This is a genomic window from Streptomyces sp. NPDC055962, assembly GCF_042270185.1.
In the GTDB taxonomy this organism is placed as follows: Bacteria; Actinomycetota; Actinomycetes; order Streptomycetales; family Streptomycetaceae; genus Streptomyces.
Map to the genome: position 1 here is coordinate 100,202 of NZ_JBHJYN010000004.1, position 13,567 is coordinate 113,768.

Sequence of the window (13,567 nt, forward strand, 5' to 3'; positions counted from 1 at the left end):
GTCCCCTCTCCACCCCTCTCCACCCACGCGATCCAGGGCGTCCGGGCGACGCCCGGGTCAGCCGTGCCCCCATCCGCTTGATCAACGATGTCCGGGAGCCACCCATGAGTGCGACCACCGCCACCGCACGCGAGCGAACGAAAGCCGCCAACCGCGCAGGGTTCGGAGCCTTCATCGGCTCCACCATCGAGTGGTTCGACTTCTACATCTACGGAACCGCGGCAGCACTCGTCTTCGACAAGGTGTTCTTCCCCGAACTCGAAGGCCCCGTAGGCACCCTGGTCGCCTTCGCCACCTTCTGGGTCGGCTTCCTCGCCCGTCCGCTGGGCGGCATCGTCTTCGGGCACTACGGCGACCGGCTCGGCCGGAAGAAGACGCTCGTCATCACCCTGCTGATGATGGGGATCTCGACCACCGCGATCGGTCTGCTGCCCGGCTACGCCTCCATCGGCATCGCCGCCCCGATCCTCCTGGTCTGCATCCGCATGATCCAGGGCATCGGCCTCGGCGGTGAGTGGGGCGGCTCCGTCCTGATCGCCTCCGAGCACGCGCCCAAGGGCAAGTCGGTGCTGTACGCGGCCTTCGCCCAGCAGGGTTCGCCCGTCGGCAACACCCTCTCCACCGTGAGCTTCCTCGCCATCAGTCAGCTGCCCGACGACGCCTTCGTCTCGTGGGGCTGGCGGGTGCCCTTCCTCGCCTCCGCCGCACTCGTCATGGTCGGCCTGCTCGTCCGCCTGAAGGTCGCCGAGTCCCCGGCCATGGCCAAGCTCATCGAGAAGAAGGAAGTCGTCAAGCTCCCGCTGACCGAGGTCCTGCGCAGCCACCCCATGCTGATCGTCCTCGGTATCGGGGCCTGCACCATCGGCCTGTCCGCGACGTACTTCAAGTCGACGTTCGCCCTGTCCTGGGCGACCACCTCCCTGGACTTCGACCGCAGCTCGTTCCTGACGATCATCCTCGTCGCCAACATCACCCAGATCGTCGTCCAGCCCTTCGGCGCCCTCATCGCCACCCGGATGAAGAGCTGGTCCCGCGCGGTGATCGTGATGCTGGTCCCCGAACTGATCCTGATGCCGGTGATGTTCGTGCTGATCAGCACGGAGAACTACGGTCTCGCGATGGTCGGTGTCGCCGTCGCCACGATCCCGCACTGCCTCTACTACGCGGCCCTCGCCGGCATGCTCGCCAGCCGCTTCCCGGCCCATCTGCGCTACACCGGCATCTCGCTCTGCTACCAGCTCTGCGGCACCCTGCTGGGCGGGACGACCCCGATCGTCGGCCAGTTCCTGCTGAACCGGACCGGCTCCATCACGGCCGTCATCGCCTACGCGGTCTTCCAGGTGGCACTGACGCTGGGCTGCATGCTCCTCCTGCTCAAGCGCCCGAACCACGACGAGCAGGCCGCCGAGCCGGCCGCCGCACCCCGCACCGCGCCCGTCACCGCCTGACCCGCCCCGCCCGTCCCCGCAGATCGGAGTACCGCCATGCCCCTGACCGCGCACGGCATCCCGGAGATCCTCGCCCTCGGCGGGCGCGACCTCGGGCGCTCGGAGTGGAAGGAGGTCACCCAGGAGCTGATCGACGCGTACGCGTACGTCTCCGGGGACCACCAGTGGATCCACACCGACGTGGAACGGGCCGCCGCCGGCCCGTACGGACGCACCATCGCCCACGGGTACATGGTCCTGAGCTGGGGCATCCCGATGTTCGGCGAGCTGCTCCGGGTGAGCGGTGTGGGACGCGCGCTCAACTACGGGGTCAACCGGGTCCGCTACCCGGCGCCCGTCCCCGTCGGCAGCCGCGTGCGCCTGCACGCCACGGTCACCGGGGTCGGCGAGGTCGCGCGGGGCGGCGTGCAGATGACGCGGGGCTTCACCTTCGAGCTCGAAGGATCCGAGAAGCCGGCCTGCGTCGCCGAGTCGCTGACGCACTTCTACCCGTAGGCCCCGGCCGCCCACGCGCAGGTGCCCGCCCGGAACACTCCGGGCGGGCGCCGGTGCGTGGGGCCCTGCTAACCGACGCGGTCCGCCTTCGCCGGCTCCGGGGCCCCGTCGGGCTCGGCCAGGTGGTCCGGCCGTGCGTCGGGGTCCGTCAGCCGGTTCAGCCGCGCCGGCACGTCGAAGCCGACCAGCAGCACCACGATCACCGTCCCGGCGAACGTCAGCACCGCGAGCGCCTGGCCCAGGTCCATCCCGGACGCGAGATGGGCCCCGAGCACCGGGGCCACGGCACCGCCCAGCGCACCCACGTTGTACGTGAAGCCGAGCGCCGCCCCCCGGCTCGCCGTCGGGAAGTGGCCGCCGATGTAGCGCGGCAGCAGCCCGGAGATGCCGAAGCTCGTCGCCTGCAGCAGGAACAGCAGACAGCCCAGCACCAGCAGGTTGTCCTTCACCGCGAACACCGGGTAGACGAAGGCCAGTGACGCCAGCAGCGTCAGCGCGTAGGCCTTCTTCGCACCGATCCGGTCGCCCAGGAAGCCCGCGGTCCAGCAGCCGACCATGGTGCCGAAGCCCGCGAAGTACAGGACGTCCGTGACCTGGCCGGTGGTGTACCCCAGTTCCGTCTTCAGATAGGTGGGGAGCAGCGCCTGGATCGGCCAGGAGTAGAGGAACGCGAAGAACAGCGTCACGATCATCGACACATAGAGGAGCCAGCCCCGCCGTCCGCCCAGCTGTACGGCGAACGCCACGAGGGACAGGCCCGCCACCACCGACAGCACCGGCACCAGGCCCTCGCTGCCCGGGGTGAAGACGAGGAAGAGCGAGAGCGTGGCCGCCACCACGAGGACGGTGTTGACCACGGCCAGGCGCGGGGTCCGGAACAGCGGCCGGAAGGGGTTGGGCTTCGCGCCCCGGTCCGCGACGTCGGAGGTCCACTCCTCCGCCTCCGGCAGCGCACGGCGCATCCACAGCGCGACCGCGATCGGTATCAGGCCCAGGTAGAACATCCAGCGCCAGCCCAGCGAGGGCACCACCCAGGTGTAGACCTGGGCCGCGAGCACCGAGCCGACGGAGAAGCCCGAGATCAGGAAGCCGCTGGCCCGGCTGCGGACCCTGGCCGGCCAGCTCTCCATGACGTACGTGGCGCTGGCGCTGTACTCGCCGGCCATGCCCATCCCGATCGCCAGGCGGGCGGCGAAGAGGCTGTGGAAGTCCCACGCGAACCCGCAGGCGAACGTGCCCAGCGAGTAGAGCAGGATGCTCACCACCATGGAGAGCTTGCGGCCGTACCGGTCGCCGAGGGCGCCCAGTACCGCGCCGCCCAGCCACCGGGTGATGAAGGCTCCGGAGATCAGGCTGGCGGCCTGCACCGTGCTCAGCCCGAAGTCGTCGCTGATCTCGGTGAGGACGAGCGTGATGAGGACGAAGTCGAAGCCGTCGAGGACGTAGCCGATCCAGGCGGCGAAGAAGGACTTCCACTGGGTACCGCTCACCTCGCGGTACCAGGGGAGCGGGGAGGGGGATATCTGCACGGTGCGCTCCTGGTGCGGGAACGGTGCCCCGTTGCCGGGGCGGCCGTCCCTCGTGGTGAGGGCTGCTCAGGTCCGGGCGATGCCGGCGACGAAGCGGGAGGTCAGGGCGGTGGGAGCGGTGATGGCCGTGCCGACCACGACGCTGTGGGCGCCTCGGGCGAGGGCCTCGGCAGCCTCCTCGGGGGTATTGATACGTCCTTCGGCGACGACAGGTACAGCGACCGCGGCCGAGAGAGATGTCACAAGGTCCAGGTCGGGTCCGGTCCCCTTCGGCGTCCCCGGCACGTAGCCGGAGAGGGTCGTCGAGACGAAGTCCGCCCCCTGCGCTGCGGCGGCGACCCCCTCGGCGAGCGTGGAGACGTCGGCCATGACCAGGGCGCCCGCCGCGTGCACGGCGGTGACGAGCTCGGCGAAGGCCGAGCCGTCCGGGCGGGGCCGGTCGGTGGCGTCGGCGGCCACGACCGCCGCGCCGGCCTCGACGATCGCCAGGGCGTGCCGGACCGTGGGGGTGATGTAGACGCCGGTGTCGCCGTCCTTCCACAGACCGATCACCGGGAGGTCCACGGCGGCGGTGACCGCGGCGACCACCTCCGGCTCGTTGGCCCGGATCGCGGCTCCGCCGCCGGCCGCGGCCGAGAGGGCGAGGCGTACGAGGGTGGCGGTCTCCCGCATCGGGTCGCCGGGAGGTGCCTGGCAGGAGACGATCAGCCGGCCCCGGAGGGCGTCGGCCAGATCCTGTGCGGTCATCGGGGTGCTCCAGGGTGGTGGAGGGGAAGGGTTGCGGTCAGGGCGGCTGCGCCCAGCACGGCCGCGTCGTGACCGAAGAGAGGGGGCTCGGGGACGAGCCCGCGCAGCGGTGGCATCAGTTCGGCGGTGAAGGCGGCCGCGAGCGCGTCGCCGTACAGCGCGCCGATCCGGGGGACTCCGCCGCCGACGACGACCCGGTCGGGGCCGAGCGCGTTGGCGAGCCCGCCGAGGACCCGTCCGGCGGCCGCGGCCCCGGTGGTGACGGCGTGCACGGCGGCCCGGTCGCCACCGGCGGCACGGGCGGCGACCGTTTCGAGCCGGTCCGCCGGGGTACCGGTGAGCCGCTCGTAGTGGGCGGTGATGCCCGGGCCCGAGGCGATGACCTCCAGGTGTCCTGCGGCACCGCAGGTGCAGGGCAGTCCTGCCGCCTCCGCGCTGGGCAGATGGCCGAGGTGGCCGGCGATGCCGGCCGATCCGTGCAGCATCCGCCCGTCGACGGCGAGGGCACCGCCCACACCGGTGCCGATGGCGGCGAACAGCAGCGAACCGTGGCGGTCCGGCAGCGCGGCCAGCTCCGGCCCGGCGGTGGCGCGTACGTCGTTGTCGCAGGCCACGGCCAGACCCGTACGGTCCGCGAGGCCCGCGGCCAGCGCGGTGCCCGCCCAGCCGCGGATCGAGTCGGTGGCGCTGGTGACCCTTCCGCTGAGGGGGTCGACGACCCCGGCGGCGGCGACGCCGAGCACGGCCGCCCGGCGGCCGGGGTCCACCTCGGCCACCGCCGCGGCGAGCGCGTCGAGTACCGCCGCCGCGCCGTCCCCGGCCGGGGTGGGCCGGGTGTGCCGGGCCAGCACCGTGCCGTCGGCGGCGAAGAGGGCCGCCGCGATCTTCGTGCCGCCGAGATCGAGGCCGATCACCGCGGCACCGGTGGCCGCGGCGTCCGCCGGACCGCTCCTTGCCGGACCTCTCCTCCCGGGACCGTTCGTCATCGGACCGTTCGTCATCGGACCGGCGGCAGACCGGCGCCGCGCAGCCGCTCACCGACGAGGGCGACGGACTCGGCGGAGAGCGGGAGCTGCGGGAACGCGGTGGCACCGTTGTCGATGACACCGAGCAGCTGGAGCGCCGCCTTGAAGGACCCGAGCGCCGACGAGCTGCGGCCCATGTCCTGCTCCGGACCGACGTCGACCATGGCGAACAGCTCGACGAGCCGCTCCTGCTCGCGGGCGGCGAGCGCCCAGTCACCGGCCCGCGCGGCCTCGTACAGCCGGACGTAGCCGGCCGGGTCCACGTTGCCGATACCGGGCACGACACCGTCTGCCCCGGCCAGCAGCGCCGCGTCCACGGTGAGTTCGGAACCGGTCAGCACACTGAAGTGCGGCACGGGGCCCTCGGCCCGCCCCGCCCGACCGCCGAGTTCCACGATCAGCCTGCGCAGCCCGCCCTCGTCACCGCTGCTGTCCTTGAGGCCGGCCAGGGTGCCGTCCTCGGCCAGTTCGCGCACCAGGGAAGCGGAGAGCTTCGAGTGGACGGCCACCGGGATGTCGTAGGCGAACAGCGGCAGGTCGACGGCGGCACGCAGCCGCCGGAAGTGCCCGGCGACCTCCTTCGGGTGCGTACGTGTGTAGAAGGGGGCGGTCGCGACGAGGGCGTCCGCGCCGAGCTCCGCGGCGGTCCGGGCGTGCTCGACGACCCGCGCCGTCGTGGTGTCGATGACCCCGGCCAGGACCGGGACGCGCCCGGCGGCCGCGGTGACCACGGTCTCCAGGGCGGTGGCGCGCTGGGCATCGGTCAGATAGGCGACCTCGCTGGTCGAACCGAGGGCGAAGAGCCCGTGCACACCGCCGTCGACGAGGTGGCCGACGAGCCGGGTCAGGGAGGCCGTGTCGACCTCCCCGCGGTCGTCGAGCGGGGTGCAGACCGGCGGTACGACGCCGTGCAGAGGTGCGGTCAGAGGCATGGTGAGGAGCTCCAGCTCGTTCGGTACGCGGGTCGTTCGCCGAAAGGGAGGCGGGACCGGGACGTGGGACGTAAGATGTCCTATGTCTGGACTCACCTTAAACAGATGCCCCGCCGACCGGTCAAGAGGTGCCGGCGGCCGACGACCCCCAAGGAGGACCGTTGTGGCCCGCCCCACCATGGCTCAGGACATCGAGCGAAGGATCAAGGAACTGATCCTCGGACGCAGGCTCGGCCCGGGCGATCCGCTCCCCACCGAGACCGAGTTGATGGAGCTGTTCTCGGCCGGCCGGGTCTCGGTGCGCGAGGCGCTCAAGGCGCTCCAGGCCATGAACGTCGTCGAGATCCGGCGGGGATCCGGCACCTTCGTCGGCTCGCTCTCCCTGTCACCCTTCGCCGAGGGGCTCGCCTTCCGGGCGGCCGTACGGCACCGCCAGGGGGAGCCGGGGCTGCTGGAGCTGATGAAGGTGCGCGAGGCGCTGGAGACCGGACTCGTCGGGGCCGTCACCGCGGGCGTGCCCGCGGAGGACCTCGCCGTGCTGCGCGCCCTCGTCGCGACGATGGAGACCGAGTCCGCCGAGGGCGGCAGGGTCGCCCGGACCACCGACCGCGCCTTCCACCTCGCGCTCTACGCCTCGCTCGACAACCATCTCCTCAGCGAGGTGCTGGACGCGTTCTGGGCGGCCATGGACCGGGTGCGCGAGGACGTCGACGACGGCCACCAGGACCCGGCCGTCACCTGCGCGCAGCACCACGAGATCGTCGAGGCGGTGGCGGCGGCCGACGGCGCACGCGCGGTGCGCGCGATGCGCACCCACTTCGACGGGATCCGGGGCCGCCTCGACCCTCAGTCCGTGTCGGCGTAGAGGTAGCTGCTCGTCCCCGCGAGGGTGGCGCGGCACCAGGCGTCCACCGAACCCTGGTCCATGGCGGCCCAGTCCGGCGTCAGCTCCACCTGCGCGCGGCCGAGCCTGCGCCCCAGCTCCACCAGCCGGGCCCCTCCGGGGTCCGCTCGCGGGCGTAGCGCCGCAGTGCGCCTGCGGGTGTGGGCGACGTCCGCAGCGCCTCCTCCAGGCAGAGTGCGTCCTGCAGCGCCTTCACCGCCCCGCTCGCCGTGTGCGGACGGGTGACCCCCGCCGCGTCGCCCGCGAGCAGGAACGGCGGATCGGCCGCGACGGGCGCGTGCAGATCGACGACGGGGTGGCACGTCATCGCGGCGTGCTCGCCACGGGCCACGATGTCCGCCCACTCCTGGGGGAAGTGCTCGTCGGCCAGCCACCGCACGTGTCCGGCCCCGTCCGGCGCATCCTCGGGCGGGGTCGCGTAGATCGCGTAGGCCAGCAGGCGCTCGTCCGGCCCGGCGTCCCCGCCGCGCGGGATCAGATAGAAGATGCCGTGCCCGCCGGGGAAGCCGATCGTCACCCAGGAGGTGCGCAACAGCTGGAGGGCGCCGAGGTGTTCCGCCGACGCGTCCACCGGAAGCGTGCCGCGCCACACCGCGTATCCGGCGGGGGACGCCCGCAGGTCCGGGGCCAGGACACGGCGGGTGAGGGAGCCGTGGCCGTCTGCGCCCACGACGATGTCGTAGGACTCCTCGCCGCCGGCCGTGCGGACGAGGGCGCCCCCGTCCCCGTCGTGTCCGACCGACAGGACGGGGAGCCCCCGGTGGTGGCGCGCGCCGGAGGCCGCGGACCGCAGGGACTGCCACAGGAGGCCCCAGTTGCACGGGGTCACGGCGCTGGGCTGGCGGGCGAACTCACGGGCCGACCGCTCCCCGGGCACCCGCGTCAGCCAGACCCGCGTGGCGACGGGGGCGGTCGGCATGGCGGCGTCCAGATACCCCGTGCCGACCAGCCTCCGGTGCAGCGGGGGAGGGATGACGATCCCGAGCCCCCGGCCCCGGAGCTCGCCGTCGCTGCGTTCGTAGACGGTGACCTCTGCACCCGCCCTGATGCCCGCGACCGCCGCCGCGCATCCGGCGATGCTGCCGCCGACCACGCCCATCCGTGAACCCGTCGCCGCCATGCCGCTGCCGCCTGTCCGTCGTCCCGGGAGGTGCCGTCCTCCACCCTCGCAGCCGGACGGCCGCGATCCGGGCAGCAACACCGCCCGGGAACCCGGGCGTTACGGCGTGACGGTCAGCGTCCTGCTGCCGGAGGCCTGCTTCCCGTCGGCCTTGTAGGTCACCGTGAGCCGGGCGTCGCCCGAGGCGCCGGCCGGGATCGTGACCGGGACCTTGATGTTCGCTCCCTCACCCGGCCGTGTCGCGGGGAACGCCACCTGACGGGTCGTCCAGCCGCTCGGCACCGCAAGGTCGAGCGTGCCCGCCGAGCGCTTCACGTCCATGCGGTTGACGACCCGGACGGTCACCTCCGCGCTGGTGCCCGCCTTCATGGCGGCCGGCGGCGTGATGGTGATGTCCGCACAGGTGCCGCCGAGCCAGGCCAGGTCGAAGGAGGAGTACGTGATGTTCTTGTAGGTGTCCCGCTCGTGGAGCAGCCCGAGCCGGCCGTCAGGCAGCCGGGTCAGCGTCGAGTAGGCCGCGCTGCCCGGGTCGACGACCTTGCGGATCGGCCAGCTCTTCCCGTTGTCGCAGGACATCTTCACGGTGAGGTTGCTCCGGGAGGAGGTGCTCTCCGTATTGCTGAACAGCAGCCACGAGGCCTTCGGGTCGGACGCGGCGGCGTCCGGGGCGTAGCGGATGACCGAGCCGTTGTTCGCGGGGTCCGGCAGGGCGGTGTCCTGGGTGAGCGGGGTGTAGTTCACCCCGCCGTCGGTGGAGTGGGCGATCGTCCGGTAGGGCGCGGAACGGTTGTTGAGCATGATGCGTCCGTCGCTGAGCTCGACCGTCTTGTTCTCGTCGCCGCCCGGGCCGACCGGGTTGCCCGTCCTCCAGGTCGCGCCGTGGTCGTCGCTGTACGCGCTGACCGCGTAGTCGGCGCCGTTGTTCCGGATCGCGTACTGCTGGATCAGGCGGCCCTTGTACGTGCCGTTGCGCACCTGGATGCCCTCGCCGGAGGCCGCGAACATGCCGCCCCAGGCGGGGTTCTTGATCTGCTGCGTGATCCGGCGGTGGGTCCAGGTCAGCCCGTCGTCGTCCGAGTAGCTGTAGTCGGCCTGGAGGATGTCCGGGTCGGTTTCGTCGCTGCCCGTGCCCGAGCCGAAGAACCCCTGGTTCACGGAGGCCGCGTAGAAGACGAAGATGCGGCCCGTGGTGCGGTCCACCAGCAGGCTCGGGTCACCGAACCCCATGGGGGCCGCCTCCTTGCGGACCACCTGCTGCGCCTGCCAGGTGGTCCCGCCGTCGGTGCTGCGCCGCAGCACGATCCCCAGGTTGCCGGGCAGGTCGCCGAGGGTGGGGCGGGAGTCGTAGGCGGCGAGCAGGGTGCCCTTGACGGAGGTGGTCAGTGCCGGGATGCGGTAGTACGGGGACCCGGCACCCTGGGTGGCGATGTCCTGGGAGGTGAGTTCTCCGGCCGCGGCGGCGGGTGCGCCGTGGACGGTGCCGGTGGCGGCGGCCACCAGGACGGCGGCCGAGAGCATGGCGAGGGTGACTCTGCGCTGCATGGGCGGTCTCTCTTCTCGTGAGGGGGGAGAGGTGCGGGGCCGAGCGGGGCGCGGCGTGGACGGCCGGCGCGTCAGGGGGAGAACAGGTCGTGAACCCAGGCCAGTTGGACCGCCCGGTGGTGCGCGCCACCGCCTTCGTGTCCGTTGAACTCGTAGACGCGCAGTTCCTTGGGGCCCGTGTACCGGTTGTAGGCGGTGAAGCAGGTGGACGGCGGGCAGATCTCGTCCGTCATGGCGATGGAGAACAGCGCCGGCGCCGTCGCCCGGGTGGCGTGGTGGGCCGCGTCGAAGTACGACAGAGTGCGGAACACCTGGTCGGTGCGGTCGTGGTGGAGCCGGAGGTAGGCGGCGATCTCGGCGTACGGCGGCAGTCCGGCGATCCGCGCCCCCCGGGCGATGTTGCACAGGAACGGCACGTCCGGCATCACTCCGGCCAGCCCCGGCACGAGCCCTGCCACGGCGAGCGCGATGCCACCGCCCTGGCTCACCCCGGTCACCACGATGCGGGCGGGATCGATCTCGGGGTGCTCGCGCATCGCCTCGACGCAGCGGACCGCGTCCGTGAACACCCGCCGGTAGTAGTAGGTGTCGGGGCTCTCGATGCCCCGGGTCAGGAAGCCCGGCACCGCTCCGGCGGACCCCGGATCGGTGTCGGCGGTGAGGCCGGGCGCCGCCGACCACCCCTGGCCCCGGGTGTCCATGACCAGGTGCGCGTAGCCGGCGCAGGCCCACACGAGTTCCTCGTGCGGCAGGCCCCTGCCGCGGCCGTACCCGAGGAACTCGACGACGCAGCCGAGCGGTTCGGTGGAGCCGGAGGGCATGTGAAGCCAGCCGCGCACCGGGCGCCCGCCGTAGCCTGGAACACTCACGTCGTACGTGCGTACGTGGGGCAGCCCGCAGTCGACCTCCTTGTACCTCGGCCCGTCCCCGGTACGGTCGTGCGGCGCCTCGCCCAGGGTGCCTGACCAGAAGGCGGCGAAGCCGACGGGCAGGGGCATCTCGGGACGGTAGACGCGGCATTCATCGAGCGGGAGATCGGCCGACGGCATGGCTGTGCCCTTCTGGCGTGCGGGGAGGTCTCATGGAAGGCCTAGACAGCAGACGTCAGATGTCCTGCTGGCGAACTGGACCTTAGGGAGCCCTGCGGCCGGACGTCAAGGGTGTGCGTGGCAGACGGGCTCCCGCCCCCGGAGCGGGGCGGGAGGTGCTGCGCCGGGGGGTCAGTCCTGTTCCGTCAGGCCCGCGTCGCGCGACCTGGCCTCGGCGATCCGCCGCCGGACGGGGGCGTAGTGCTCGTCCAGGGCCTTGAGGAACGCGGTGACGTCGCCGGCCCGGGCCGCGTCCACGATGCTCTGGTGGGCGGCGACCGTGGCGGTCTCGTCCGCGTGCGTGAAGCCGTCGAGGTGGGGGGCGACGATCGTGTAGACGTCCCAGAAGGCCATCGAGAGCTGGCCGATCAGGTCGTTGCCCAGAGGGGCCACGAGCAGGGCGTGGAACGCGCGGTCCGCGGCGACGAAGCCGTGCCCCTCGCCTGCTCCGGTGGTCCGCATGGTCTCCACCAGGCGTTCCAGCCCGTCGAGCTGCTCGGTGCCGAGTGAGGAGATGATCCGGTCGGCCATGCCGCGCTCGAAGAGCTCGCGCACGTCGACCAGGTCGGCCATCACCTGGAAGTCGTCGTCGGGGGAGAGCAGGCCACGGAAGGTGAGGCTCTCCACCAGGGCGGACAGGCTCAGACGCCCGACGTACGTCCCGTGGCCGTGGCGCACCTCGACGATGTCCAGGGCGGCGAGGATCTTGACGGCCTCCCGGACGCTGGAGCGGCTGGCACCCAGTGCCTCGCACAGGGCGGGCTCCGTCGGGAGCGGGTCCCCGGGGCGCAGCCGCTCGTCGAGGATGTAGCGCTTGATGCCCTCGACCACTTCCTGCCGAAGCAGGGTGCGGCCGGGTCGCGTGCCGGACATAGGTGAACTCCCCACCTCTTGACCCCTCTCGATTGTCAAGCTACGTTCCCACGCTATCAAGGCATCAGACATCTGACGTCTGATGCTTGACCGTCCGATGGCAGCCCGAGAACCGTCGAAAACGGTCGTTCCCCACTGATTCCACGCTCCCAACGTCCCTTGGAGGACCTGTGCCCGAGCTGAGGCCAGCCGGCGTCGAGCGCCGCACCTTCCTGCGTCACACCAGTGCCATCGGCGTGGCGGCAGCCATCACGGCAGGCCTTTCCGCATGCGGCGGGCCCTCCTCGACCGCCGACGGTACGGCGGGCAAGGGAGACGGCGGTGGGACCATCGAAGCCGGTCTGTCGTACCCGCTGTCGACCGGCTTCGACCCGATGATCACGTCCGGCGCCACGCCCTACGCGGCCAACATGCACATCTTCGAGGGTTTGGTCGACCTCGACCCGGCCACGCTCGTGGCCCGCCCCGGGCTCGCCACCGGGATGCCGGAGAAGATCAACGCCACCACCTACCGGGCCACCCTCCGCGACGGCGCCACCTTCCACGACGGCTCGGCGGTCACCGCCGAGGACGTCGTCTTCAGCTTCGAACGCATCCTGGACCCGAAGAACTCCTCGCTGATGGCGCAGTTCGTGCCCTTCATCGACACGGTCACCGCCGTGGACGCGAAGACGGTCGAGTTCAAGCTCAGGTACCCCTTCGCCCTCTTCCCCTCCCGTATCGCCGTCGCCCGCATCGTGCCGAAGAAGATCGTGGAGGCGGACGTCAAGGGATTCGACGCCGCGCCGGTCGGCTCGGGGCCGTACAAGTTCGTCTCCGCGACCCGTGAAGACAAGATCGTCTTCGAAAGGTACGACACGTACAACGGCTCGCACCCGGCCAAGGCCGAGAAGATGATCTGGCGCCTGATATCGGACCAGTCGGCCCGCGTCAGCGCCATGCAGTCCGGCCGTGTCCAGGCCATCGAGGACGTCCCGTACATCGACGTGAAGGGCCTCTCGGGCACGGCGAAGACCCAGTCCGTGCAGTCCTTCGGCCTGCTCTTCCTGATGTTCAACACCACCGACAAGCGGTTCGCCGACAAGCGGGTCCGCCAGGCCCTGCACTACGCGCTGGACACCGAGAAGATCATCCGTACCGCGATGGTCGGCAACGCCGCCGCCGCCACCGGATACGTCCCCTCGACCCACCCCGACCACCACGAGGCCGCGACCGTGTACACGCACGACGTGGCCAAGGCGAAGAAGCTGCTCGCCGACGCGGGCGTGGGCACACTCAAGTTCACCGTCCTGACCACCGACACCGGCTGGGTCAAGGACATCGCCCCGCTGCTCAAGGAGAGCTGGGCCGCCGCCGGTGTCGAGGCCACCCTGAACATCGCCCAGTCCCCGGCCCAGTGGGCCAAGGTCGATGCCGGCGACTTCGAGGTCATGGTGGCACCCGGCGACCCCTCCGTCTTCGGCAACGACGTCGACCTCCTGATGCGCTGGTTCTACTACGGCTTCTGGCCGGAGAAGCGATACGGCTGGTCCCGGACCGCCGAGTACAAGCAGGTCAAACAGCTCCTCGACAGGGCCGCACAGGCCGCCGACGAGCAGGTGCGCAAGCAGCTCTGGGGCCGGATCAACGACATCGTCGCCGAAGAGGCGGCGCTCTACCCGATCCTCCACCGCAAGCTGCCCACCGCCTGGAGCGAGAAGGTCCTGCCCGGCTTCAAGCCGCTGCCGACCACCGGCCTGTCCTTCGTGGACGTCAACCGCGCCTGACGCCCACGGTGCGGTGCCGCCCCCTGAGGGAGGCCCCGCACACCGGTCCGGGCCGCCTTCCCCGGCGGCCCGGACCGCCGCCCGCTCAATCGCAAGGA

Annotated in this window: 12 protein-coding genes; 4 read left to right on the plus strand and 8 right to left on the minus strand. The window is 71.7% G+C overall.

What is annotated here, in order from left to right; translation table 11 throughout:
* Positions 1–104 precede the first annotated feature (104 nt).
* Together ACFC51_RS14090 and ACFC51_RS14095 are read left to right on the plus strand one after the other, a co-directional pair.
* Entirely contained in the window at positions 105–1,448 is a 1,344-nt protein-coding gene (locus ACFC51_RS14090) for an MFS transporter (RefSeq protein ID WP_376528765.1), read from the plus strand.
* A gap of 36 nt (positions 1,449–1,484) precedes the next feature.
* Positions 1,485–1,943: a MaoC family dehydratase gene (locus ACFC51_RS14095; protein WP_376369888.1), complete on the plus strand. Its 459-nt coding sequence runs from the start codon at positions 1,485–1,487 to the stop codon at positions 1,941–1,943.
* 68 nt (positions 1,944–2,011) lie between these two features.
* Here the strand turns inward: ACFC51_RS14095 and ACFC51_RS14100 are convergent, their stop codons facing one another.
* The 4 genes from ACFC51_RS14100 to ACFC51_RS14115 form a co-directional block, all read right to left on the minus strand.
* A complete protein-coding gene (locus tag ACFC51_RS14100) occupies positions 2,012–3,472 on the minus strand; it encodes a sialate:H+ symport family MFS transporter (protein WP_376369886.1) in 1,461 nt (486 codons plus the stop codon).
* Between the two features lie 66 nt (positions 3,473–3,538).
* A complete protein-coding gene (locus ACFC51_RS14105) occupies positions 3,539–4,219 on the minus strand; it encodes an N-acetylmannosamine-6-phosphate 2-epimerase (protein ID WP_376528768.1) in 681 nt (226 codons plus the stop codon).
* Positions 4,216–5,205, minus strand: a complete 990-nt coding sequence (locus ACFC51_RS14110; protein ID WP_376528771.1) for an ROK family protein — start codon at positions 5,203–5,205, stop codon at positions 4,216–4,218. The genes ACFC51_RS14105 and ACFC51_RS14110 overlap by 4 nt, the downstream gene beginning before the upstream one ends.
* Before the next feature lie 11 nt (positions 5,206–5,216).
* Positions 5,217–6,176: a dihydrodipicolinate synthase family protein gene (locus ACFC51_RS14115; protein ID WP_376528773.1), complete on the minus strand. Its 960-nt coding sequence runs from the start codon at positions 6,174–6,176 to the stop codon at positions 5,217–5,219.
* 163 nt (positions 6,177–6,339) lie between these two features.
* Here ACFC51_RS14115 and ACFC51_RS14120 point away from each other — a divergent pair, with 163 nt between their 5' ends.
* The gene (locus tag ACFC51_RS14120; RefSeq protein WP_376369879.1) at positions 6,340–7,041 is read left to right on the plus strand and encodes a FadR/GntR family transcriptional regulator; all 702 of its coding nucleotides are present in this window, start codon (positions 6,340–6,342) and stop codon (positions 7,039–7,041) included.
* Between the two features lie 79 nt (positions 7,042–7,120).
* Here ACFC51_RS14120 and ACFC51_RS14125 read toward each other — a convergent pair whose 3' ends face one another.
* From ACFC51_RS14125 to ACFC51_RS14140, 4 genes are all read right to left on the minus strand, one after another.
* On the minus strand, positions 7,121–8,200 hold the full coding sequence (locus tag ACFC51_RS14125) for an FAD-dependent monooxygenase (protein WP_376528776.1): 1,080 nt from the start codon (positions 8,198–8,200) through the stop codon (positions 7,121–7,123).
* Between the two features lie 99 nt (positions 8,201–8,299).
* Positions 8,300–9,742 carry an exo-alpha-sialidase gene (locus ACFC51_RS14130; protein WP_376528779.1) on the minus strand — a complete coding sequence of 481 codons (1,443 nt, stop codon included), beginning with the start codon at positions 9,740–9,742 and terminating at the stop codon, positions 8,300–8,302.
* A gap of 71 nt (positions 9,743–9,813) precedes the next feature.
* Positions 9,814–10,791, minus strand: coding sequence for an acetylxylan esterase (locus tag ACFC51_RS14135; RefSeq protein ID WP_376528781.1), 978 nt, complete (start codon positions 10,789–10,791; stop codon positions 9,814–9,816).
* A gap of 171 nt (positions 10,792–10,962) precedes the next feature.
* The gene (locus tag ACFC51_RS14140; RefSeq protein ID WP_376528783.1) at positions 10,963–11,703 is read right to left on the minus strand and encodes a FadR/GntR family transcriptional regulator; all 741 of its coding nucleotides are present in this window, start codon (positions 11,701–11,703) and stop codon (positions 10,963–10,965) included.
* Between the two features lie 170 nt (positions 11,704–11,873).
* Between ACFC51_RS14140 and ACFC51_RS14145 the strand changes: the two genes are divergently transcribed.
* Positions 11,874–13,469 (plus strand): ABC transporter substrate-binding protein, encoded by a 1,596-nt coding sequence (locus ACFC51_RS14145; protein ID WP_376528784.1) that lies wholly within the window; start codon positions 11,874–11,876, stop codon positions 13,467–13,469.
* The last annotated feature ends 98 nt before the right edge of the window (positions 13,470–13,567 follow it).